Raw genomic sequence first — 22,769 nt, forward strand, 5'->3', positions numbered from 1 at the left:
CCCCGGCCACCACCGCGCCGCCGTCCGGCGGCCCGACCCCGGCGACGCCGAGCGCCACGGCCACGCCGCGCGGCAAGGCGAAGCCGTCGGCCCGGCCGGAGACCGGGGCGCCCGCCTCGGGGGCCCCGGCGGCGCCCGGGTCGTCCGCACCGGCGCCGTCCGGTACGGCGCCCTCGCAGCGGGCCACCCCGGCCCCGCCGTCCGGCAGCGGGCCGGCGTCGAAGCCGGCGCCGAGCGCCGGGACCGGCGGCCAGGGCGGCGCCCCGAGCGGCTCGGGCGGCTCGGGGCTGCTGGGCGGGGTGCTGGGCAGCGCGCCGCTGGCCGAGCTGTCCGGCGGCGGTGCCCGCCCCTCGGCCGCCCGCCCGGTGGCGGCGACGGCCACCTGACGGGCCGGGCGAACGGCCCGGTGACGGCGACCGGCCGGGTGCTCCGTGGGGGAGCACCCGGCCGGTCGCGTTGCGGGTCGCGTGGCGGGTCGCGTGGCGGGGGCGGCTACCGCGGGGCGCGGCCGGCGCCCGAGGCGAGCTCCTTGGCGGCCTCGGTGAGGTCCTTGGCGGTGTCGATGGCCCGCCAGTAGACGCCCTGCGGCAGCTGGTAGCCGGCCAGCCGCTTGCCACGGGCCAGCTGCGGGAAGGTGGTCCGCTCGTGGTCGCCGACGTCCGGCAGCAGTTCGGCGAACTCCGGGCTGAACACGTAGAGGCCGGCGTTGATGAGGAAGGGCGACGGCGGGGCCTCGATGAAGTCCAGCACGTTGCCGAACTGGTCGGTCTCCACGGCGCCCCACGGGATCCGCGGCCGGGCCAGCGCGAGGGTGGCGACGGCGGCGCGCTCGTGGTGGAAGGCGGCCATGTCGCGCAGGCTGAACCTGGTCCAGATGTCGCCGTTGGTGGCGTACCAGGGCTCGTCGGGGCGGGGCAGCGCCTTCGCGGCGTACTTGAGCCCGCCGCCGCGGCCGAGCGGCTCGGCCTCGACCACCGTGCGGACCCGCAGCGGCAGGTCGGCCTTGTCGAGCCAGTCCTCCAGCACCTCCGCGAGGTGGCCGCAGGAGATGACCACGTCGGTGACGCCCTCGGAGGCGAGCCAGGCCAGCTGGTGGCCCAGGATCGGGGTGCCCGTGCCGGGGATCTCCACCAGCGGCTTGGGGCGGTCGTCCGTGTAGGGGCGCAGCCGGGAGCCCTGGCCGCCGGCCAGGATGACGGCCTGGGTCACCGGCACCGGGCGGGCGGCGGAGGTGTGCGGGGGAGTGGCCGTGGGGCCGGAGTCAGCGGTCATGGCTGAACAATAGGCGCACCCGCCGCGGCGGTGTACGGCCCTCCTCGGCCTTCGCCGGCCTTCCTCGGCCGGGTGCGGCCCCGCGCGACCCCGCGCGACCCCGTGCGGCGCGCGGCTCGGCTCAGCCGGCCGCGCCGGCGGCGAAGGAGCCGTCGCAGACCGGGCGGGCGAAGGAGCGGGCCCGCTGGACGTCGCCCTGGTACTTGCGCACCGCGGCGCGGCCGAGCTCGGTGGCGAGCGAGCTGCAGTACGGGGTGAGCCCGGGCTGCTCGCGCATCGAGCGCTCCAGCAGGTCGAGGGCGCTGCCCGGGTTGTGGGCGCGCAGCTCGTCGAGGAGCGTGACGCGCAGCGCGTCCTGCGGGGCGAGCCCGTCCTGGGACCGTCCGGCTCCCGTCGTCCGGCCGATCCCGGCGCCGTCCCCGCTGGACGCCGCCACGACCTGCTGGTCCAGCGAGGTCGGCGGGGCCCACGGCACCCTGGTCACGGCGAGGGTGCCGGTGGTCACCAGGACGACGGGCAGGGCGAGGGCGACGGTCTGGCCGATGCGGCGAACTAGCTGCTTCACGCACAGGAGCGTAGCGGTGGGTAGGGCTTCCATGGCCCTCGGTGACACCATCGGGTGACACGGTGTCCCGGTTCGTCCCGGCGCCGGGTTGACGGCCGTCACCCGTGGGAGTGGCCGGGGAACGGCGGGAGCCCCGCCGGACCGGATGACGGTCCGACGGGGCTCCGCGGCGGGGCCGGTCGCCTCAGCTGGAGAGGCGGGCGCCGGTGCTGGTGGAGAAGACGTGGGTCTCGTTGGCGATCGGGACCACGTGGATGGTCTCGCCGCGGGACGGGATCTGGCGGCCGTGCACGCGGACGACCAGCTCCTTGTCCTCGCCGCCGATCTTGGTGGTGCCGTACACGAAGCCGTCCGAGCCGAGCTCCTCGACCACGTTGACGGTGACGGCCACGCCCTCGATGCCGCCGCCGGAGACGACCTCGAAGTGCTCCGGGCGGATGCCGACGGTCACGGTCTTGTCGGTGCCGGCGCCGGCCAGGTCCTCGCGGGAGATGTTGACGACCGAGCCGCCGAACTTCACGCCGCCGTCGACCAGCGGGACCTCGACCAGGTTCATCGCGGGCGAGCCGATGAAGCCGGCCACGAAGAGGTTGGCGGGCCTGTCGTACATGTTGCGCGGGGTGTCGACCTGCTGCAGGACGCCGGCCTTGAGCACCGCGACCCGGTCGCCCATGGTGAGCGCCTCGGTCTGGTCGTGGGTGACGTAGACCGTGGTGATGCCCAGGCGGCGCTGCAGGCCGGCGATCTGGGTACGGGTCGAGACGCGGAGCTTGGCGTCCAGGTTGGACAGCGGCTCGTCCATCAGGAAGACCTGCGGCTCGCGGACGATCGCGCGGCCCATCGCGACGCGCTGGCGCTGACCGCCGGAGAGCGCCTTCGGCTTGCGGTCCAGGTACTCCGTCAGGTCGAGGATCTTGGCGGCCTCCTCGACCTTGGTGCGGATCTCGCTCTTGTTGACGCCGGCGATCTTGAGCGCGAAGCCCATGTTCTCCGCGACGGTCATGTGCGGGTACAGCGCGTAGTTCTGGAACACCATCGCGATGTCCCGGTCCTTCGGCGGCAGGTGGGTCACGTCGCGGTCGCCGATCCGGATGGCGCCGCCGTTGACGTCCTCCAGGCCGGCCAGCATGCGGAGGCTGGTCGACTTGCCGCAGCCGGAGGGACCGACCAGGACGAGGAACTCGCCGTCGGCGATGTCCAGGTCCAGCGCGTCCACCGAGGGCTTGGTCGCCCCGGGGTAGACACGGGTCGCCTTGTCGTACGTCACAGAAGCCATGGTCGTGCTCTCCTCCACCGGCAGGAACGTGCCGGACGATCCGAGTAAAGGGCGGGTGGTGCCGCTTCCGCCGGCCGCCCCAGTGGTCTGAACCACTGGACGAACCGACTCCCGGCGACGCTACCTGCGCTTCCGCCGCTTGTCAGCCCCCGGTCGGCCCGATTTCGGCATCGGTTCCATCACGCCCGCCCCTCCCGCCCGGCCCCCGGATATCCCCACACCGCCCGCGCCCCGCCCGGTAGACTGCCCCCGGTGCCGCCGTGACCTCGTCGCGGACGGTCACCATGCCTCCTTAGCTCAGCTGGCCAGAGCACCGCTCTTGTAAAGCGTAGGTCGTCGGTTCGAATCCGACAGGGGGCTCCGAAGGTCCCTCCTCGAAGGCCCCCCGGCATGCCGCCGGGGGGCCTTCGTCGTTCCGTCAGGGGCGCGTCGGGCGGAGGCGGCGCAGGGTGAGGGCGGGGGCGTGGGCGGTGAGGAGTTCGGCGGCGCGGCGGTAGGAGAGGCGGGCCCGGCGGGTGTGGGGGCAGCGGTCGGCGGCGGGGGTGGCGGCCGGGGCGCGGCGGGTGGTGAGGAAGAGCGGGCCGGTGGTGCGGCCGGCCAGGAGCAGGGGGAGCAGCCGGGCGGTGGCGGCCTGCCAGCCGAGCGGCGGGGCCGGGGGCCGGGTGCGGCGGTGGACGAGGTCGAGGTCGTCGACGTCGAGGGCGAGGACGGTCCCGACGGTGGCGCCGCTCTCGTGCAGGAGGCGCCAGAGGACCTGTTCGCGCAGCGGGGCGCGGAGCGCGAACAGGGCGCGGAGCTCGTCCGGGGCGAGCGGGGCGGGGCCGTCGGCGGGGGCGGGGAGGGGGTGGTGGCGCAGGCCGTCGGCGGGGTCGGTGCGGATCCAGCCCTGTGCGCGCCACCAGGCGAGGGCGGCGCGCAGGGTGGAGAGCTCGCGGTTGAGGGTGCGCGGGTCGGTGGCCGGCGAGCGGTGGCCGACGGCGGCCCGGAGGCGGTCGGCGGCCTCGGGGCGGTCGAGCAGGGCGAGCGGCAGGACGGGCGGGCGGGAGCGGCGCCGTTCGGCCCCGGTGGGGGCGGGGCGGCCGGCCAGTGCCCAGGCCCAGGTGCGCAGGGCGATCCGGTAGACGCGGCGGGAGCCGTCGCCGAGCCCGGAGGCGGCCAGGTAGCGCTCGACGGCGACGGCGTACTCGACCGGGGGCGGGGGAGCCATTCGGACCTGCTTTCCGCAGTAAACGACGAGGAGTGGGGCCGGGGAGAGAATAGCCCGTGGCGCAGTAAAGAGCAGGTGGAACAGGGTTTTCCGGGGTATTTACTGCGGCGGCGAGGGGGCTGGTGGAAATTGACGGTAAAAGGCTCAGGTTTTTCTCCGGAAAGCCTTGCCGGGGGTTTCCGTCCGTGGGCAGACTGAGCGACCATGACAGGGGAGAAGGAGCGTGCTCCGGCCCGCCGCCGGCGGCTGACCGGCCGTCTGGCCGTGCTGGGCGAGCGCGATTTCAGGTGGTTCTTCGCCGGGTACGCGACCTCGCTGCTCGGCTCCTCCATGGCGCCGGTCGCGGTGGCGTTCGCGGTGCTGGACGGCGGGGGCGGCGGAACGGAACTGGGCTGGGTGATGGCCGCCCGGATCCTGCCGATCGTGCTGGTGATGGTGGCCGGCGGGGTGGTCGCGGACCGGCTGGGCAGCCGCCGGGTGATGCTGGCGGCGGACGTGCTGCGCTGCGCGGTGCAGGGCGCCTTCGCGGCGCTGCTGATCGGCGGGCACGCGCCGGTGGCGGCGATGGCGGCGCTGGTCGCCGTCTGGGGCCTCGGCGAGGGGGTGTTCCTTCCGGCGCTGGGCGCGCTGGTGCCGGCCCTGGTGCGCCGCGAGGAGCGCCTGCCGGACGCCAACACGCTGCTGGGGCTGGCCCGTTCGGTGTCCACGGTGGCCGGCCCGGCACTCGCCGGAGTGATCACCGCCGGGTTCGGGCCGGGGGCGGTGCTGCTGATCGACGCGGTGACGTACGGGGTCGGGGCGCTCGCGCTGGCCCGGCTGTCCGCGGTGGCGCCGGCCGGCCCGGACGGCGCCGGGGACTCGCTGTGGACCGATCTCCGGGACGGCTGGGGCGAGTTCCGCTCCCGGCGGTGGCTCTGGGTGACCACCGTGCAGATGGCGCTGTTCAACCTGCTGGTCTGGGCGCCGTTCCTGGTGCTGGGGCCGCTGACCGCGCAGCGCGAACTGGGCGGGGCGCGGGCCTGGGGGCTGGTGATGGGCGTGTACGGGGTCGGCGCGGTGCTGGGCGGGCTGCTGATGCTCGGGCGCCGGCCCGGCCGGCCGCTCGCGGTGGCGACGGTGGCGACGCTCGGCTGGGCGCTGCCCTCGGCGGCGCTCGCGGCCGGGCTGCCGCCGGCCTGGACGGCCGCGGCGGCGCTGGTGGCGGGGGCCGGATCGGCGGTCTGCGGCTCGCTGTACGACTCGACGCTGCAGAGCTGGGTGCCGGCGGAGGTGCTGGCGCGGGTGACGGCCTTCGGCGGGCTGGGCGCGTTCGTGCTGGGGCCGCTGGGCCTGGCGGCGGCCGGACCGCTGGCCGACCGGGTGGGGGTGGCGGCCGTGCTGGCCCTCGGTGCGGGGTGGCAGCTGGTGGCCGGGGCGGCGGTGCTGGCGGTGCGCGACGTGCGCGGCCGGCGCTGGGAGGAGCCGGACGGGGGAGCGGTGCCGGGGGCCGGGCGGCCGGCCCCGACGGCGGCGGGTGCCGGCTGAGCCGGACGGTCGTACCGTGGAGGGGTGCGGGGGCGAACGGAGGAGGCAGGACATGCCCGGTTCTCTCACCATCAGCCACCACGAGACGGCCGCGACCCTGGACCACGCGGACGCCGTGCGGCTCGCCGCCGTCCTGGACGAGCTGGCGTACCTGCTGGGGATCCCGGGGCCGAACCGGATCAACGACGCCCAGCTCGCCGCCCTGTGCGAGGGGCGGGCCCCGGACCGGGCCGACCTGGCGCGGTGGTCGCGCGGGCTCGCCGCGGCGCTGAGGGGCCGGCGCCCCTGACCGCGCAGGTGTCGGAGCACCCGCCGGACCCGCCGTACGATGGCGCGCGGGGCGGGTGGTCCGCGCGCACCGCGGAGGGCGGGGGGAACGACGTGGCAGAGCGTACGGCGCCGATGGCCTGGCTGACGGTGGACACCCCGTTGCCGAGCGGCCCGCTGCACGTCGCGGTGACCGCGCAGGGCGTGGCGGCCGCCGGCTACCTCGGCCGGGAGGGCGAACTCCCGCGCTGCGCCGACGAGTCGAAGATCTCCGCGGTCACCGGCCGGGTCGGCGAGTACCTCGCGGGCCGCCGCCGGCAGCTGGACCTGCCGATCGACTGGAGCCTGAGCACCGGCCCGCACCGGGCGGTGCTGCAGACGCTGCTGCGCGAGGTGCCGTTCGGGAGCACCATCACCTACGGCGAACTCGCGGACCGCAGCGGGGTGTTCGGCGAGATCGAGGAACCCGGGCTGGCGGCCCGGACGGTCGGGCAGATGATGGCCGCCAATCCCGTCGCGCTGCTGGTGCCCTGCCACCGGGTGGTGGCGGCGGACGGGATCGGCGGCTTCGGCGGCGGCCGGGTCGGGATCGACGTGAAGCGCTGGCTGCTCACCCTGGAGGGTGTGCTCGATCCGACGCTGGACTGGAACGGCCCGCTCTAGCGGCCGTGGTGACGGGCCGTCAGTGCACCAGCCGGCCGGCGCCCGCCGCCAGTCCGGCCGGCCCGCCCGGGGCGAGCGGCGGCAGCACCGGCTGGATCCCGGAGACGAGGGTGTACTCGATGCCCGCCGGGTCCCCGGTCCACTCGGTGTCCGGCCGTTCGCCGAGCGCCAACTGCACCGCGTTCCAGGGCAGGTTGAGCCCGCACAGGCGCAGCTGGTGCAGCCCGCCGGAGGGCCGGGTGTTGACGTCGATGACCACCGGGTCGCCGCGCAGGTGCCGGAACTGCACGTTGGAGAGGTAGGCCATCCCGGTGGCCTCGACCAGCCGGCGGGCGGGTTCGAGGTACTGGGGCGCGGTGGTGAAGCTGCGCCGGCGGCGGTGCTTGCTGCGGCCGACGGCGGCGAGCAGGGTGCCGTCCAGGTCGGCGAGGCAGTCCACCGAGACCTCGGGGCCGTCGAGGTAGGGCATGACCAGCAACTCGGTGGTGGCGTCCGGGTTCTCGCGGGCCGCCCGGTCGAGCGCGGCGACCACCTGGTCGACCTGGACGCGGCTGTCCCAGCCGGCCAGCCGGTGCAGTCCGAACGGCTCACGGGTGAGGACCCGGAAGCCCTCGCCGCCGGCGCCCGAGGCGGGCTTGAGGCAGGCGGTGAGGCCGGACTCCTCGATCCGGTCGACGGCGGCGACCAGGTCCCCGGCGGTGCGCACCAGCCACCAGGGCGGGGTGGGGAGTCCGGCGTCGGCCATCGCCGCGTAGCCGTCGGCCTTGCTCTCGAAGGCGGCGATCGCGGTGGCCGGCGGGCAGGCGAGGGCGGTGCCGACGGCCTCGAACTCCTGGCGGTGCAGGGATATCGCGAGCTGGTGCAGCCGGGGCACGAAGACGTCGACGCGGTGGCGGGCGCAGTGGTCGAGGGCGAAGGCGACGTAGGCGTCGGGGGTGAGGTCGGCGGGTTCCAGGCCGGCCGTGTCGGCGGCGGCGAGGACGGGGGAGTCGGGGTCGGCGTGCGTCGCGTGGATCCGGACCGGGCGCGGGGCGGCGCGCAACTGTTCGATGAAGAACACGTTCTCGGCGTACGTGCGGTTGAGCCAGACGGTGACGGGGGCGCTCATGGGGCCTCCCAGGGCAGGGGTGAACGAGGGGAAGGGCTGTCTCGCGGCCGCGCTCGTCCAGTGGCCCGTGGCCCTTTGAGGTGGCACCTTAGCGGCCTCCCGAACGGGCGCGTACGCGGGGTGGGCCGGTGGCGCACGGTCCGGGGAAGCAGACCGGAGGGTTTCATTCCGGAAAGAATTAGATCACTTGATCGAATGAATATCGATCAGACATTCTATTCGTACTATTTTTTCGGTTATCCCGACCACCCGAAAGAGTGATTGCGGCGCCCCTCCGAACGGGGTCACCATGATTGTTGCAAGTTGCAAGGCGACACTTCATCGGGTACGGGCACGCGAAGGGCTTCCTATGTCGACCGAAACCAACGTCGGTATTCCTGCACCGGGCGGTGAAGCACAGGCCGGGGAGCAGCAGAGTCTTGCCACGGCCGCCGCGCGGAACCTCGCGACGACGACCAAGTCCGCGCCGCAGATGCAGGAGATCAGCCCCCGTTGGCTGCTCAGGGCGCTCCCCTGGGTCCAGGTCTCGGCCGGCACCTACCGCGTCAACCGCCGGCTGCGGCACGCCGTCGGCCGCGGCCGGGTCAGCTTCGACCGGACCGGCAGCGAGGCCCGGATCCTGGCGCCGACCCTGCGCGAGGTGCCGGTGCTGCGCGGCTTCCCGGACGACGCCGTGCTGGAGGAACTGGCCGGGCGGTTCGTCCAACGCGAGTTCTCCGCGGGTGAGGTCCTGGTCTCGGCGGGGTCGCCGATCGACGAGGTCTTCATCATCGCGTACGGAAAGCTGAGCCGCCTCGGTACGGGCAAGTACGGCGAGGAGGCCGTCGTCGGCACCCTGGCCGACGGCGACCACCTGGGCGACGAGGTGCTCCAGCAGGAGAACGCCACCTGGCCCTACGCCGTCCGGGCGGACACCGCGGGCACCCTGCTGTCCCTGCGGTTCTCCGACTTCCAGCAGCTCGCCGACCGCTCCGAGGCGCTCCAGCTGCAGGTCATGGAGTACCTGGCCGGGTTCCAGCAGCCGCAGAACAAGCACGGCGAGGCGGCGATCGACCTCTCGGCCGGCCACCACGGCGAGTACGAGCTGCCCAGCGCCTTCGTGGACTACGAGCTCAAGCCGCGCGAGTACGAGCTGAGCGTCGCCCAGACGGTCCTCAAGGTGCACACCCGGGTGGCCGACCTCTACAACCAGCCGATGAACCAGACCGAGCACCAGCTGCGGCTGACCATCGAGGCCCTGCGCGAGCGCCAGGAGCACGAGCTGGTCAACAACCCGGAGTTCGGCCTGCTCGCCAACGCCGACTACGACCAGCGCATCCAGACCCACTCCGGCCCGCCCACCCCGGACGACGTGGACGAGCTGCTGAGCCGCCGTCGCAGCACCAAGCTCTTCCTGGCCCACCCGCGGGCCATCGCGGCGTTCGGCCGCGAGTGCAACCGGCGCGGCCTCTACCCGGACACCGTCGAGGTGCAGGGCCGCCGGGTGTTCGGCTGGCGCGGGGTGCCGGTCTTCCCGTGCAACAAGATCCCGATCGTCAACGGGACCACCTCGATCCTCGCCATGCGCACCGGCGAGGACAACCAGGGTGTCATCGGGCTGCACCAGACCGGAATTCCCGATGAAGTCGAGCCGAGCCTTTCGGTGCGGTTCATGGGCATCAACGAGAAGGCCGTCATCTCCTATCTGGTGAGCGCCTACTACTCCGCCGCGATTCTGGTGCCGGACGCCGTCGGCGTGCTGGAGAACGTCGACATCACGCACCGCTAGGGCCGACCGCGGCGGGGCCGGCCCGACCCCGGGCCGGCCCGTCGCACCACCAAGGGGGAGGACCCATGGGAATGTTCATGCTGGAGCGCGACCATCGCGAGGGGAACGAGGCGCAGGACGTCCTCGCCCGCGCCCGCACCCTGGTCGACCCGGTGCTCCGGGCCGCCGTGGACTCGCTCCCCGGCACCATGCGCCGGGTCGCCGGCTACCACTTCGGCTGGTGGGAGGCGGACGGCTCACCGTCGACGGCGTCCTCCGGCAAGGCCATCCGGCCCGCCCTGGTGCTCGCCGCCGCCCAGGCCCTGGGCGGCGACCCCGCCGCGGCCACCGCCGCGGCGGCCGCCGTCGAGCTGGTGCACAACTTCACGCTGCTCCACGACGACATCATCGACCGGGACGAGACCCGGCGGCACCGCCCCACCGCCTGGCTGGTGTTCGGCACCACCGAGGCCATCCTGGCCGGGGACGCCATGCACGCGCTGGCCCTGCGGCTGCTCGCCGAGGACGGCCACCCGGCCGCGGGCGACGCCGTGCGCCGGCTGGCCGACTGCGTGGTGGAGCTCTGCGAGGGCCAGCAGATCGACTGCGCCTTCGAGCAGCGCAACGACGTCTCGCTGACCGAGTGCCTGGCGATGGCCGAGGCCAAGACCGGGGCGCTGCTCGGCGCCGCCTGCGCCATGGGCGCCCGGTACGCGGGCGGGTCGGAGGCGGCGGCCAAGGCGATGGACGGCTTCGGCCGGGAGATCGGCCTGGCGTTCCAGCTGATCGACGACCTGATCGGCATCTGGGGCGATCCGGCCGTCACCGGCAAGCCGGTCGGCGCGGACCTCCTGGTCCGCAAGAAGTCGCTACCGGTGGTCGCGGCGCTGGGCTCCGGCACGCCCGACGGGGCCCGGCTGGCCGAGCTGTACGCGCTGGAACGGCCGCTCACCGGGGAGGAGTTGGCCGACTGCGCGGCCGCCGTCGAGGGCGCCGGCGGGCGCGCCTGGGCCCAGGGGGAGTCCTGCGACCGGATGGCGGCGGCGATGACCCAGCTGGCCCTCGCGGTGCCCGAGCCGTCGGCCGCCGACGAGCTGCTCGCGCTCGCCGAGCTGGTCACCCGCCGCACCCACTGAGCCGGCGCCCGCCGGGGCAGCGGGACGCCGCGAGGGGCGCCGGGGGTGCGGGGGCACCGGGGGAGCGGCCCGGCCGCCGCCTGCCCGCCGGGCGGGACCGGTCCCGCCCGGTCAGCGCGCCGGGGCGAGCGCCTCCAGCAGGCGCCGCTCCTTCGCCGGCTCGATGCCGTGCAGGATCCGGCCGCGCTTGCGCCCGTCCGGCTCCGTGTCGTCCGCCGGCCCGCGCTGCCGCAGCCACTCCCAGGTGTCCGCGGCGGTCTCGGCGAAGGGCCGGCAGCGCAGCCCGGCCGCCTCGGCCCGGCGGGTGTCGGCCCGCCAGGTGCCCGCCGCCTCCGGTACGTCGGGCATCCAGAGCGGCAGCTCGCTCCACGGCCGGACGCTGTCCGGTCCCTCGGCCGTCAGCGGCCCGTCCGCGACCCAGACGAGTTCGACGCTGCCGTCACCGGCCGCCGCGGCGCAGCCCGCCAGGAACTCTCCGTAGGTGAGCCGGCCGGGCGGCGCCGTGGTGATGAAGCGGCCGGCCGTGCCCGCCGTCAGCCGGTCCAGCCCGAACACCGCGAAGTCCCGGACATCGATCAGCTGCATCGGCCGCCCCGGCTCGCCGGGCGCCAGCACCCGCCCGCCCCGGGCCATCCGCTCCAGCCACCACGGCAGCCGGCCGCCCTGCTCGTGGGGGCCGATCAGCAGCCCGCTGTTGAGGAGCAGCGCACGGCCGGCGCCGAAGTGCTCCAGGACGGCCCGCTCGCAGCCGGCCTTGAGGGCGGTGCCGAACTCCTGCCCGGGCGGGGTGTCGGCCGGACACGGGTGCCGCGGGGAGGTCTCGTCGACCACCCGGGCCGGCCAGTCGGTGAAGGCGTGGACGGAGGAGACCAGGGTGTAGTGGCCGGCGCGGTCGCGCAGCAGCCGGGCGGACCGCGCGGCCTGGGCGGGCTGCTGGGCCGAGGTGTCGACCACGGCGTCCCAGGACCGCCCCTCGGCGAGCCGGGCCAGGTCGTCGGCCGCGTCGCGGTCGCCGCGCACCGCCTCCACACCGGGCAGGTCGGAGGCCGTGCGGCCGCGGTTGAAGGTGGTGACCTCGTGGCCGCGGGCGAGGGCTTCGGAGGCGAACGCCCGCCCCAGGAAGGACGAGCCGCCGAGCAGAAGGATCTTCATACCGGCAAGGCTGTCCCGGCCTCCACTGCCGCATACCGGCGTTCGCCACGGGCGGAGGCCGGTGCCCGTCCGGGCGGCCCCGGACGGCCGGGGGAGGGCCCGCGTCGGCCGAGATGCCGACCCCCGGGGGCCCGCATAGCATCCGATTCGTACTGGTACGTCCCTTCGCCCCGTCCGTCACGCAGCCGCCGCGCCCCGCCCCGGGGCACGGCGCAGGGAAGAGCGCCACCATGGTCAACCCGGCACTCGTGGACCCGGACACCATCCGCGCGACCGCCGCCGAGGCGTGGATCCGCGGCTACCCGGTCCTGCAGAACTACCGCACCCTGTACACCCAGGCACTGGACGACGCCGACCCGCGCCACACCGGCGGCTTCGGCGTCTTCCGGCACTACCCGCGCCCCGCCACCCCGGCCGACACCGACGTCGTCACGCCCAACAACGACACCCCGTACTCCTGGGCCTGGCTCGACCTGCGGACCGAACCCTGGGTGCTCTCCGTCCCCGCCACCGACCGCTACTACGTCCTGCCGGTGCACGAACTCGACACCGTCTACGCCGGGTTCGTCGGCTCCCGGACCACCGGGCAGGAGGCCGGCGACCACCTGGTGGCCGGCCCCGACTGGCACGGCGAACCCCCGCCCGGCGTCAGGAGCGTCATCCGCACCACGACCCGGCTGGCCGGCATCCTCGGCCGCACCCACCTCGGCGGGACGTCCCCCGCGGACATCGCGGAACTCGCCGCGCTCCAGCAGCAGTACCGCCTCCGTCCGCTGCACGCCTACGCCGGCACGCCGGAGCCCGAGCCCGCCCCGCAGCCCGTCTGGCCGGTCTGGCGCGACGAGGTGCTCGACACCGTCGAGTTCTTCGTCTTCCTCGACTTCCTGCTCGGCTTCCTGCCCGCCGAGGCCGCCGCGCCCGAGGAGGACGGGCTGCGCGGCCGGCTGGCCGACCTCGGCATCGACGGCCGCGGCGAGTTCGAACCGGCCGCCCTGCCCCTGGCGGTCCGCGCCGAGATCGAGCGCGGCATCGCCGACGCCAAGGCCGGACTCGCCCGTGCCGCCACCCGCGCGGAGTCCTCCGTCGGACTCTTCGGCACCCGCGAACAGCTCGGCACCCGGTACCTCGACCGGGCGGTCGGCGCGCTCACCGGCCTGTACGGGCTGCCCGTCGAGGAGGCCTGGTACGGCGGCTGGCAGGCCGACGCCGCCGGCCACCGCCCGCCCGACGCGAGCGAGCACGACCACCTGCTGCGCTTCCCGCCGGACGCGCTGCCGCCCGCCCGGCACTTCTGGTCGGTGACCATGTACGCGCTGCCCGGGCTCCACCTGGTCGACAACGCCCTGGACCGCTACTCCGTCGGCGACCGCACCCCCGGCCTGGTCCACGACCCGGACGGCGGGCTCACCCTCTACGTCCAGCACAAGCGGCCCGCCGACGCCGACCACTCGGCCAACTGGCTGCCCGCCCCGGACGGCCCGTTCACCGTCGTGATCCGTCTCTACGGACCGGACGCGTCCGTGCTCGACGGCCGCTGGACGCCACCGCCGCTCACCCTGCGCTGACCCCCGCCCCCGCCCCCGCCCGCCCGGCACCGGGAAGGACCCCCATGAACCAACCCGAGCTGGAGGCCCTGGCCGCCGACGCCTACGTCTACGGCTATCCGCTGGTCGCCGGCCTCACCACGGTCGACCGCTTCGTGCACGGCGGCCTGGGCGTCCTGCCGCCCACCCCGTTCAACCGCTTCGCCCACGCCACCCGGCTGGCGGGCCCGGACGACGACTTCGCCTCCGTCAACAACGACGTCCTCTACTCGGTCGCCCCCCTCGACCTCTCCGAGGGCCCGCAACTGCTGCACCTGCCCGACACCGCAGGCGCCTACCACGTGCTGCAGTTCGTCGACGCGTGGACCGACAACTTCGCCTACCTCGGCAGCCGCGCCACCGGCGGCGCGGCCCGCACCTGGCTGGTCGTCCCGCCCGACTGGCACGGCACCCCGGCCGACCCCGACCGGGTGATCGCCGCACCGACCACCGTCGCCACCCTCGTCGGCCGCTTCGCCTGCGCCGGGCCGGACGACCTCCCGCGGGTCCGGGCCCTCCAGGAGGGGCTCGTCCTCGAACCGCTGGAACCCGGCGGAGTCGCCGCCGGACTCCCCGCCCCCGACCCCGACGTGCCCGAGCGGCTGGCCTTCTTCGAACGGCTCCGGGTCTGGCTGGCCGCCTACCCGCCCGCCGCCGCCGACCGCGACTACCAGCAGCGGTTCGCACCGCTCGGCCTCCTCGACACCGGTCCCTCGCCGTACCGCGCCGCCGCCCCCGACTGGACGCTCGCCCTGGCGACCGGACTCGCCGCCGGGCGCGAACGCGTCGAGGACGCCACCCGGCCGCCCGAGGACCACCCGCCCGGCGAATGGCGCGCCGCCCTCCACCTGTTCGACCACAACACCGCCTTCCTCGGCCCCGGCACCCGCGACGAACCCGAGTGGCGGATCCCCGACCGCCGCGCCGCCTACCTCAGCCGGGCCGCCGCCGCCCGCGCCGGCCTCTGGGGCTGCCACGCCTACGAGGCCCTGCACGCCGGCACCACCGACGACGCCGACGGCCGCCCCCTCGACGGCACCCACCCGTACACCCTGCGCTTCCCGCCGGACGGGCTGCCGCCGGCCGAGGAGTTCTGGTCCCTCACCGTGTACGGCCTCCCGGACCAGCACCTGGTCGCCAACCCGGCCGCCCGCTACGCGATCGGCAGCCGCACCCCCGGCCTGCGCCCCGACCCGGACGGCGGCCTCACCCTCCACCTCCGCCACGAGCGCCCCACCGCCCCGTCCGAGGCGGCGAACTGGCTCCCCACCCCCGCCGGCCCGTTCCGCCCGGTGATCCGCCTCTACCGCCCGGGCCCCACCGTCCTGGACGGCACCTACCGCCTCCCGCCGCTGCGCCGGGCGTAGGGCGCGTCCCACCAGGAAGGACGCGCGATGGGTGATGCCGTCGGCCGGATGCTGGCCTCGGCCGCGGGCATCGCGATCACCCCGATGGCGCTGATCGCGACCGTCCTGCTGCTCGCCACGCCCCGGGGCCCGGCCAACGGGACGGCGTTCGCCGCCGGCTGGGCGGCCGCGCTGACGGCGGTGACGGCCCTCGTGGTGCCGCTCGGGTCCGGGCTCGCCGGGGACGTCGCCGGCCCGGACTGGTCGTGGTGGTTCGAGCTGGCCGTGGGCGGTCTGCTCCTGCTGCTCGGCGCGCGCCAATGGTGGGACCGCCCCCGCGAGGGCCGGGTGCACGGGCCGCCGGCCTGGATGCGGACGGTCGACCGGTCCACCCCCGCCCGGTCCGCCGCCCTGGGGGCGGCCCTGCTGGCGGGCGACCCGAAGAACCTGCTGCTGGCCGTCGCCGCCGCCGTCGCCGTCGGAACCGGCGGCAGCCCGGCCCCCGGCAAGGCGGGGGCCGCCGCGCTGCTGGTGCTGATCGGGTCGCTCGGCACCCTGCTGCCCCTGGCCGTCCATCTCCGCGGCGGCCCCCGCGCCACCCGCCGGCTGGACGAGTGGAGGGCCTGGGCCGCCACCCACAACACCGCGATCCTGCTCACCCTGCTCCTCACCCTCGCCACCGCCCACCTGGGCACCGCCCTGTCGGGCCTCACCACCTGACCCCGACCCGGCCGCCGCGGTGCGGCACGCGGTTCGCGGGGCGGCGTCCTGGGGTTGTGGCCTGATCGTGGGCGTCGTCCTCGTGCGGCGGAGGTGTGCGGCCTCATCGGGGCGTGGGACCCGGGGTGGCGGTGGACGTGGACGTGGACGTGGAGGGGGAGGGGGAGGGGGAGGGGGAGGGGGACGGGGACGCCGGAGCGGTCGGCTCGGGCGTCGGTGTGACTGTCGGCGTGGGAGCCGGCGTCGGCGTCGGCGTGGCGCTCGGGGACGGGGTGGTCGTGGGGGCCGGGGTGGGGGCGGTGGGGCTCGCGGTGGGTTCGGCGGTGGCGGGGGCCGTCGGGGACGGGGTGGCGCCGCCGCGGTGCCGGGGGCCGCCCTCCAGGGTGACCACCGCCTGCGAGGGCGGCAGCGCGATCCGGGCGGTCCAGCGGGTCGCGGGGGCGAGGTCCTCGTCGACGCCGACGATCACCGTGATCCGCTGTCCGGGCGCGAGCGTGCCCGCGTCGCGGCTGAGCCGCAGCCAGGGTGCGTCCACGACGGCGTGCCAGTGGATCTCGGTGCCGCCGGAGTTGGTGAGGGTGAGCACCGTGCGGTTGCCGTACTCGCCCGCCTCGACGGTCAGCAGACCACCCGACGCGGGCGCCTCCTCCGCCGCCCCGCCCGTGCCGCCCGCCCCTCCCGCGCCGCCCACCGGGGCGGCGGGGACCGGCGTGGGCCCGGCCGCCGGGGCGGCGACCAGGGCGGGGCCGCCGAGCGCGCTCGCCCCGTGCGCCGGGACCGGGACCAGCGGCCCCTGGACCCCGGGCAGCAACGTTTCTGCAGTGAGCGGTCCTGCCCCCGCCAGCTCCATCCCGGCCACCGCCGGACCGGACCCGCGGTAGGCCCCGCCCGCCGCCCCGATCGCGGCGCCGACCGCCCCGGTGGACCCCGGGGAGCCACCGGCGGTCGCCGCGCCGCCCGCCGGTCCGCCCACCCGGCCCCCCGTCGAACCCCCTGCCGCACCCCCCGCCGAGCGCTCCCCCTCGACCCGGACCGAGGAGACCGCCGCCACCCCGGGCCCGCCGCCGCCCCGGTGCCCGGCCCACAGGGCGACGACCGGCGCGGCCAGGACGGCGGCCAGCACCCCGGTGGTCACCACCCGCCGCCGCACCGTCGGCCCCCGCCCGGCGTCCGGCGCGCGGTGCCGGGGGAACCCGCCCTGGTCGAAGCGGAGCCCGGGCTCGGCCACCGGCGCGGGCGCGCCCGCCCCTCGCCCGGGCCGCCGGGCCGCCGAGGGCAGGAACACGACGGTCCCGCCCGGGAGCCCGCTGCCGCCGGACGGCGCGGCGAGCACCGGCAGCCCGGACAGGCCCGCCGTCCCGTCCTCCGGGACCTCGCCCGCGACCCGCTCCGCCGTGCCCCGGCAGGTCGGGCAGTCCACCACGTGCTGCACCAGCTCCCGGCGTAACGCGGGGCCGAGCACCCAGTCCCGCCAGCTCTCCGCCCCCGCGCCGCCGAGCCGGTCCAGCTCGGGGCAGCTGCCGACGCCGAGCACCAGCAGGGCGGCCCTGGTCCGGCCGACCTCGGCCCGTGCGGAGGCGAGCAGCGCCCGGACGGTCTCGAACGGCTGTCCGAGGACGGCCGCCACCTCGATCGGGGTGAGCCGGTGCCGGACGGCCAGCTCCAGGGCCTCGCGCTGCTCCGGGCCGGTGCCGGCCGCCTCGGGCCAGGCCAGCGAGGCCAGTTCGCGCCGCCGCCGGACCGCCTGCGCCCCGCCGTCCCGGCCCGCCCCGCTCCGGTCGCCGCCCGTGGCCGTGCCCGCCGCCCCGTCGGCCAGCCGCCGCAGGCAGCAGTACCGGGCCAGCGAGTACAGCCAGGCCCGGACCAGCCCGGGTTCGGCGAGCCGGCCGCCGTGCCGGACCGCCAGCTCGCGCACCTCCCGCAGGGCGGCCTCGGCGGCGTCGTGCTCGCACAGCACCGAGAGGCAGTAGGTGAAGAGGCCGTCCACCTGTCGCTCGTACGCCGCGAGGACGGCGTCGCGCGGCCCTTCCGTACTCGTCGTCACCCGTCCGACGGTAGAGAGCGCACCAGCCCTGCCCGGGTGATTCCGCCCGGTTGTACTTCTTTCGGGTAACAACATCGCCCATGCGTGGACCCCGCCCGGCGGCCCCGCGGGTCCCGGCCCCGGCCCACTGCTCCGCCCGCCGCCCGGCCCGCTGCTCCGCCCGTCGCCCCGCCCTGTCGTACCCAGGCGCTACGGTGACCGCATGGCTGCCCGTACCAAGACCACCGCCAAGCCGCGCCCGGCCTACCGCTGCACCGAGTGCGGCAACCAGCTGCCCAAGTGGGTCGGCCGCTGCCCGGAGTGCAACGCCTGGGGCACGGTCGAGGAGTACGGCGCGGTGCCGATCCGGACCACCGCCGCCGGCCCGGTGAGCGCGCCCGCCCGCCCGATCGCCCAGGTGGACGGTCAGGTGGCGACGGCGCGCTCCACCGGCGTGCCCGAGCTGGACCGGGTGCTCGGCGGCGGCCTGGTCCCGGGCGCCGTGGTGCTGCTGGCGGGCGAGCCCGGCGTCGGGAAGTCCACCCTGCTGCTGGACGTCGCCGCCAAGGCGGCCACCGCCCAGCACCGCACCCTCTACGTCACCGGCGAGGAGTCGGCCGGCCAGGTCCGGCTGCGCGCCGACCGGATCAACGCGCTCTCCGAGCACCTCTACCTGGCCGCCGAGTCCGACCTCGGCGCCGTCCTCGGCCACATCGAGGCGGTCGGCCCCGGTCTGCTGATCCTGGACTCGGTGCAGACCATCGCCTCCGCCGAGCTGGACGGCGCACCCGGCGGCCCGGCCCAGGTCCGCGAGGTGGCGGGCGCGCTGATCCGGGCCTCCAAGGAGCGCGGCATGGCCACCCTGCTGGTCGGCCACGTCACCAAGGACGGCCAGATCGCCGGCCCCCGCCTGCTGGAGCACCTGGTGGACGTGGTGCTGAGCTTCGAGGGGGACCGGCACGCCCGGCTGCGGATCATCCGCGGGGTCAAGAACCGCTACGGCGCGACCGACGAGGTCGGCTGCTTCGAGCTGCACGACGAGGGCATCGAGGGCCTGGCCGACCCGTCCGGCCTCTTCCTGACCAGGCGTGACAAGCCCGTGCCGGGCACCTGCCTGACCGTGACCCTGGAGGGGAAGCGGCCGCTGGTGGCCGAGGTGCAGGCGCTGATGGTGGATTCGCAGATCCCCTCGCCGCGCCGGACCACCTCCGGCCTGGAGTCGCCCCGGATCGCGATGATCCTGGCCGTGGTCGAGCGTCACGGCGGGGTGAAGCTCGGCAAACAGGACATCTACACCGCCACCGTCGGCGGGGTGAAGCTCTCCGAGCCCTCGGCGGACCTCGCGGTGGCGCTCGCGGTGGCCAGTTCCTCCTCCGACACCCCGCTGCCCAGCAACCTGGTGGCGATCGGCGAGGTCGGTCTGGCCGGCGAGGTGCGGCGGGTGACGGGTGTGCAGCGGCGGCTGGCCGAGGCGCACCGGCTGGGCTTCACCCACGCGCTCGTCCCGCCGGACCCGGGCAAGGTGCCGCCGGGCATGAAGGTGGTCGAGGTGGCCGACATCGGTGAGGCGCTGCGGGCGATCCCGGGCCGCCGCCGGGCCGCCGCCAGGCCGAAGGCTGAGTCCCCGTCGGCGCCGCCGGCGCCCCGCGCGCCCCGGCCGGCGGCCCACCCGGAGGAGCTCATGGACGGGTGGGAGCCGCTCGACTCCGACGAACTGCGCTGACCCAAGCCCTGTCGTTGCCGCACGCAGTTAGACTTTCCCCTGTCTCATTGGTGATAAGGCAGTACTAAGCGACAGAGCAACAGACCGCAGGCCGGCGCCCCGTGCGAGGGCGGGCGGTACGGGGTCGACCGGAGGAGTCACGTGGCAGCCAGCGACCGGGCGGACAAGTCCTCCCGCGAGGAGGCCCTGCTGCGGGCCTCCCTCACCGCCATCGCCCCCGGCACCGCGCTGCGCGACGGCCTGGAGCGGGTGCTCCGGGCCAACACCGGCGGCCTGATCGTGCTCGGCTTCGACAAGACCGTCGAGTCGCTGTGCACCGGCGGTTTCGTGCTCGACGTCGAGTTCACCGCGACCCGGCTGCGCGAGCTGTGCAAGCTCGACGGCGCCGTGGTGCTGGACAAGGACATCACCAAGATCGTCCGGGCCGGCGTCCACCTGATGCCGGACTCCACCATCCCGACCGACGAGACCGGCACCCGGCACCGCACGGCCGAGCGCGTCAACCGGCAGACCGGTTTCCCGGTGGTCGCGGTCTCGCACTCGATGCGGCTGATCGCCATGTACGTCAACGGCACCCGCCGGGTGCTGGAGGACTCCACCACCGTGCTGTCCCGCGCCAACCAGGCGCTGGCCACCCTGGAGCGCTACAAGCTGCGCCTGGACGAGGTGGCCGGCACGCTCTCCGCCCTGGAGATCGAGGACCTGGTGACGGTCCGGGACGTCACCGCCGTCGCCCAGCGGCTGGAGATGGTCCGGCTGATCGCCACCGAGATCGCCGGGTACGTCCTGGAGCTCGGCATCGACGGCCGGCTGCTCTCGCTCCAGCTGGACGAGCTGATCGCGGGCGTGGAGCCGGAGCGTGAGCTGGTCGCCCGGGACTACTTCCCGGAGCGCGCCGCCAAGAAGGGCCGGACCGTCAACGAGGTGCTGGCCGACCTGGAGGCGCTGACCCACGCCGAGCTGCTGGACCTCCAGACGGTGGCCAAGGCGCTCGGCTACTCGGGCTCGCCGGAGTCGCTGGACTCGGCGGTCTCGCCGCGCGGCTACCGGCTGCTGGCCAAGATCCCGCGCCTGCCCAACACGGTGATAGAGCGCCTGGTGGAGCACTTCGGCGGTCTGCAGAAGCTGCTGGCCGCGAGCATCGACGATCTGCAGACGGTCGAGGGCGTCGGCGAGACCCGGGCCCGCTCGGTCCGCGAGGGGCTGTCCCGGCTTGCCGAATCGTCCATTCTGGAGCGCTACGTCTGAGCCGGGCGCACCGCCCGTGAACGCCGGAGCCCGGACCGCCTGAGCGGTCCGGGCTCCCTGCTGTCGTGCCGTGCCGGTGAGGGCGGTTCAGTTCTCCAGGCGGATCGAGGAACGGGCCGAGGCCTGGCCGCCGGAGAGGCCGGTGAGGTCGGCGACCACCAGGTAGGTGCCGGCCGGGGCGGGCGCCGGGTCGGCGGTGGCGCACTGCGGCTTGCTGCGGACCCGGTCCCAGCTGAAGGTCTCGGTCAGCCCGCCGTTGGCGGGGAGCTGGACCCAGCTGCTGTTCTTGTCGGCCGGGCAGTCGCCGGAGGACCAGATGCGCTCGCCGTTGCTGGCGGTGACGGTGATCGCCGAGGCGGTCCGGCCGAGGTCCAGCCGGCAGGTGGTGGCCGAGGAGTTGTTGATGGTCAGTGCCAGCTTGGGCTTGTCCTTGGGCTGGTAGGCGTTCTGCGCGCCGGCCAGATTGAGCGTCACCTGCGAGGAGGCGCAGACCGGCAGGGCCATGATCTCCGGAGTGTTCACCGGGGGCGGGCCGCCGGTGCCGCCACCGCCGGTGCCTCCGCCGCCCGCGCCGCCGCCGGTGGCAGCGCCGCTCGCCCCGCCGGCCGCCGCCCCGCCCGCCGCGGGTGCCGGGCTGCCGCCGCCGGTGGTGCCGCCGGTGCTCACGCTGACGTCGCCGCCGCCCCCGCCGCCGACGGCACCGCCGGAGGCGCCGCCCCCGCTGCTGCCGCTGCCGGGGCGGGAGTTGTTGGCGGGCCCGGTCGGTGAGGCGCCCGGCGTGATCGCCTGGGCGGGCGTCTGGCTCTGCGACTGGGTCGGTGCGGCCTGCGCGGCCTTGTCCTTCGGGCCGTCGTCACCCCCGCCCTGATCGGTCATCAGCCAGATGACGAGGGCGGCGACCGCGACGACGGCGACGAGCACGACGATGCGCCGACGCCAGTAGATCGAGGCCGGCAGCGGTCCTACGGGTTGACGCAGAGAGGGCACGCCCAAACTCTACGAGACAGTGTGTGTCCCTTGACGCACCAACACCGCACAGTCACCCCTTCCTTCACATGATCCGCCATTTGCGCCGTTCGAGGGAGGCCGAATGGGGTGTTTTGCGCCCCGGTCCGGAACACCGTGATCCGCTTCGGCTCCCGACCCGGGCATGGGAGGATCGAAGGGTCATGGCTGCCATCACCGTCACCCCCGCCCTCCCCGCCCCCGCGACCCCGGCCGAAGCGCCGGAGCCCGCCGGGGTGCCGGGGCTCGCGCTGCCGCTGCCCGTCCTGCACACCACCGTCCTCGGCTGGTACGAGGAGAACGCCCGCGACCTCCCCTGGCGCACCCCGGACGCCTCGCCCTGGGCCGTGATGGTCAGCGAGTTCATGCTCCAGCAGACCCCGGTCAAGCGGGTCCTGCCCGCCTGGGAGGCCTGGATGGAGCGCTGGCCGACCCCGGCCGCCCTGGCCGCCGAGGCGCCCGGCGAGGCCGTCCGGATGTGGGGCCGGCTGGGCTACCCGCGCCGGGCGCTGCGCCTGCACGGCGCCGCCGTCGCGATCACCGAGGACCACGGCGGCGAGGTCCCGGACGACCACGCGACGCTGCTCTCGCTGCCCGGCGTCGGCGAGTACACCGCGGCCGCGGTGGCCTCCTTCGCCTTCCGCCGGCGGCACGTGGTGCTGGACACCAACGTCCGCCGGGTGTTCGCCCGTGCGGTGACCGGCGTGGAGTACCCGGCGCAGGCCACCACGGCGGCCGAGCGGCGGACGGCGACCGCGCTGCTGCCCGAGGCCGCCGGGACGGCGGCCACCTGGGCGGTGGCCGTGATGGAGCTGGGAGCGCTGGTCTGCACGGCCCGCGGGCCGCGGTGCGGGGACTGCCCGCTGTTCACCGTCTGCGCCTGGCAGCGGGCCGGCCGCCCGCCGTACGAGGGCCCGGCCCGGCGCGGGCAGTCCTACGAGGGCACCGACCGGCAGGTGCGCGGCAAGCTGCTCGCGGTGCTGCGCGAGGCGCACGGCGAGGTGCCGCAGGCCCGGCTCGACGCGGTCTGGCCGGACGCCGTGCAGCGGGCCCGCGCCCTCGACGGCCTGGTCGCCGACGGCCTGGTCGAGCCGGTCGAGCAGGGCGTCTACCGGCTGCCCCGGTAGACCCGCCGCTCCGGGCCCCGGACACGCGCGAGGGCCCCCGTCCGCCGGTGCGGCGGACGGGGGCCCTCGGCTGCGTC

19 protein-coding genes, 1 tRNA gene and 1 pseudogene are annotated in these 22,769 nt (G+C 75.8%); 12 read left to right on the forward strand and 9 right to left on the reverse strand.

Annotated features, from left to right (window positions below; all coding sequences use genetic code 11):
- From ACFXAM_RS12185 to ACFXAM_RS12200, 4 genes and pseudogenes are all read right to left on the reverse strand, one after another.
- Nucleotides 1-382 (reverse strand): annotated as a pseudogene (locus ACFXAM_RS12185) (hypothetical protein); the annotation flags it as partial.
- Nucleotides 383-492: 110 nt separating this feature from the next.
- On the reverse strand, nt 493-1,272 hold the full coding sequence (locus tag ACFXAM_RS12190; protein ID WP_380290122.1) for an NDP-sugar synthase: 780 nt from the start codon (nt 1,270-1,272) through the stop codon (nt 493-495).
- Between the two features lie 121 nt (nt 1,273-1,393).
- A complete protein-coding gene (locus ACFXAM_RS12195) occupies nt 1,394-1,837 on the reverse strand; it encodes a hypothetical protein (RefSeq protein WP_380290124.1) in 444 nt (147 codons plus the stop codon).
- A 184-nt stretch (nt 1,838-2,021) separates the two neighbouring features.
- Nucleotides 2,022-3,113: an ABC transporter ATP-binding protein gene (locus ACFXAM_RS12200; protein WP_380290126.1), complete on the reverse strand. Its 1,092-nt coding sequence runs from the start codon at nt 3,111-3,113 to the stop codon at nt 2,022-2,024.
- 286 nt (nt 3,114-3,399) lie between these two features.
- Here ACFXAM_RS12200 and ACFXAM_RS12205 point away from each other — a divergent pair.
- Nucleotides 3,400-3,473, forward strand: a tRNA-Thr gene (locus tag ACFXAM_RS12205).
- 58 nt (nt 3,474-3,531) lie between these two features.
- Here the strand turns inward: ACFXAM_RS12205 and ACFXAM_RS12210 are convergent.
- Nucleotides 3,532-4,320: a hypothetical protein gene (locus tag ACFXAM_RS12210; protein WP_380290128.1), complete on the reverse strand. Its 789-nt coding sequence runs from the start codon at nt 4,318-4,320 to the stop codon at nt 3,532-3,534.
- A gap of 204 nt (nt 4,321-4,524) precedes the next feature.
- Here ACFXAM_RS12210 and ACFXAM_RS12215 point away from each other — a divergent pair, with 204 nt between their 5' ends.
- From ACFXAM_RS12215 to ACFXAM_RS12225, 3 genes are all read left to right on the forward strand, one after another.
- The gene (locus tag ACFXAM_RS12215; protein WP_380290130.1) at nt 4,525-5,844 is read left to right on the forward strand and encodes an MFS transporter; all 1,320 of its coding nucleotides are present in this window, start codon (nt 4,525-4,527) and stop codon (nt 5,842-5,844) included.
- Nucleotides 5,845-5,896: 52 nt separating this feature from the next.
- Entirely contained in the window at nt 5,897-6,133 is a 237-nt protein-coding gene (locus ACFXAM_RS12220) for a hypothetical protein (protein WP_380290132.1), read from the forward strand.
- A 92-nt stretch (nt 6,134-6,225) separates the two neighbouring features.
- A complete protein-coding gene (locus ACFXAM_RS12225; RefSeq protein WP_380290134.1) occupies nt 6,226-6,774 on the forward strand; it encodes a methylated-DNA--[protein]-cysteine S-methyltransferase in 549 nt (182 codons plus the stop codon).
- 19 nt (nt 6,775-6,793) lie between these two features.
- Here ACFXAM_RS12225 and ACFXAM_RS12230 read toward each other — a convergent pair whose 3' ends face one another.
- The gene (locus tag ACFXAM_RS12230) at nt 6,794-7,882 is read right to left on the reverse strand and encodes an ATP-grasp domain-containing protein (RefSeq protein WP_380290136.1); all 1,089 of its coding nucleotides are present in this window, start codon (nt 7,880-7,882) and stop codon (nt 6,794-6,796) included.
- A gap of 349 nt (nt 7,883-8,231) precedes the next feature.
- On the opposite strand from ACFXAM_RS12230, the gene ACFXAM_RS12235 reads away from it, so the two are divergent.
- Together ACFXAM_RS12235 and ACFXAM_RS12240 are read left to right on the forward strand one after the other, a co-directional pair.
- A complete protein-coding gene (locus ACFXAM_RS12235; RefSeq protein ID WP_380290138.1) occupies nt 8,232-9,650 on the forward strand; it encodes a family 2B encapsulin nanocompartment shell protein in 1,419 nt (472 codons plus the stop codon).
- 65 nt (nt 9,651-9,715) lie between these two features.
- On the forward strand, nt 9,716-10,765 hold the full coding sequence (locus ACFXAM_RS12240; protein WP_380290140.1) for a family 2 encapsulin nanocompartment cargo protein polyprenyl transferase: 1,050 nt from the start codon (nt 9,716-9,718) through the stop codon (nt 10,763-10,765).
- A gap of 111 nt (nt 10,766-10,876) precedes the next feature.
- Here the strand turns inward: ACFXAM_RS12240 and ACFXAM_RS12245 are convergent, their stop codons facing one another.
- Entirely contained in the window at nt 10,877-11,917 is a 1,041-nt protein-coding gene (locus ACFXAM_RS12245) for an NAD-dependent epimerase/dehydratase family protein (RefSeq protein ID WP_380290142.1), read from the reverse strand.
- A 230-nt stretch (nt 11,918-12,147) separates the two neighbouring features.
- Here ACFXAM_RS12245 and ACFXAM_RS12250 point away from each other — a divergent pair, with 230 nt between their 5' ends.
- From ACFXAM_RS12250 to ACFXAM_RS12260, 3 genes are read left to right on the forward strand one after another with little or no spacing between them, the layout of a single operon-like run.
- A complete protein-coding gene (locus ACFXAM_RS12250; protein ID WP_380290144.1) occupies nt 12,148-13,482 on the forward strand; it encodes a DUF1254 domain-containing protein in 1,335 nt (444 codons plus the stop codon).
- Between the two features lie 44 nt (nt 13,483-13,526).
- Complete coding sequence (locus ACFXAM_RS12255; protein ID WP_380290146.1) at nt 13,527-14,867, forward strand: DUF1254 domain-containing protein; 1,341 nt, start codon at nt 13,527-13,529, stop codon at nt 14,865-14,867.
- 27 nt (nt 14,868-14,894) lie between these two features.
- The gene (locus tag ACFXAM_RS12260) at nt 14,895-15,566 is read left to right on the forward strand and encodes a GAP family protein (RefSeq protein WP_380290148.1); all 672 of its coding nucleotides are present in this window, start codon (nt 14,895-14,897) and stop codon (nt 15,564-15,566) included.
- A gap of 103 nt (nt 15,567-15,669) precedes the next feature.
- Here the strand turns inward: ACFXAM_RS12260 and ACFXAM_RS12265 are convergent, their stop codons facing one another.
- Complete coding sequence (locus tag ACFXAM_RS12265; RefSeq protein WP_380290150.1) at nt 15,670-17,610, reverse strand: sigma-70 family RNA polymerase sigma factor; 1,941 nt, start codon at nt 17,608-17,610, stop codon at nt 15,670-15,672.
- 202 nt (nt 17,611-17,812) lie between these two features.
- Here ACFXAM_RS12265 and radA point away from each other — a divergent pair, with 202 nt between their 5' ends.
- Together radA and disA are read left to right on the forward strand one after the other, a co-directional pair.
- Complete coding sequence (radA, locus tag ACFXAM_RS12270) at nt 17,813-19,312, forward strand: DNA repair protein RadA (RefSeq protein ID WP_380290152.1); 1,500 nt, start codon at nt 17,813-17,815, stop codon at nt 19,310-19,312.
- 189 nt (nt 19,313-19,501) lie between these two features.
- Nucleotides 19,502-20,560 carry a DNA integrity scanning diadenylate cyclase DisA gene (gene disA / locus ACFXAM_RS12275; RefSeq protein WP_380290207.1) on the forward strand — a complete coding sequence of 353 codons (1,059 nt, stop codon included), beginning with the start codon at nt 19,502-19,504 and terminating at the stop codon, nt 20,558-20,560.
- An 87-nt stretch (nt 20,561-20,647) separates the two neighbouring features.
- On the opposite strand, the gene ACFXAM_RS12280 is transcribed toward disA, so the two are convergent.
- Complete coding sequence (locus ACFXAM_RS12280; protein WP_380290154.1) at nt 20,648-21,547, reverse strand: hypothetical protein; 900 nt, start codon at nt 21,545-21,547, stop codon at nt 20,648-20,650.
- A 182-nt stretch (nt 21,548-21,729) separates the two neighbouring features.
- Here ACFXAM_RS12280 and ACFXAM_RS12285 point away from each other — a divergent pair, with 182 nt between their 5' ends.
- On the forward strand, nt 21,730-22,692 hold the full coding sequence (locus ACFXAM_RS12285; RefSeq protein ID WP_380290156.1) for an A/G-specific adenine glycosylase: 963 nt from the start codon (nt 21,730-21,732) through the stop codon (nt 22,690-22,692).
- The last annotated feature ends 77 nt before the right edge of the window (nt 22,693-22,769 follow it).

The sequence above is a fragment of the Kitasatospora sp. NPDC059462 genome, from assembly GCF_042749955.1.
Lineage (GTDB): Bacteria > Actinomycetota > Actinomycetes > Streptomycetales > Streptomycetaceae > Kitasatospora.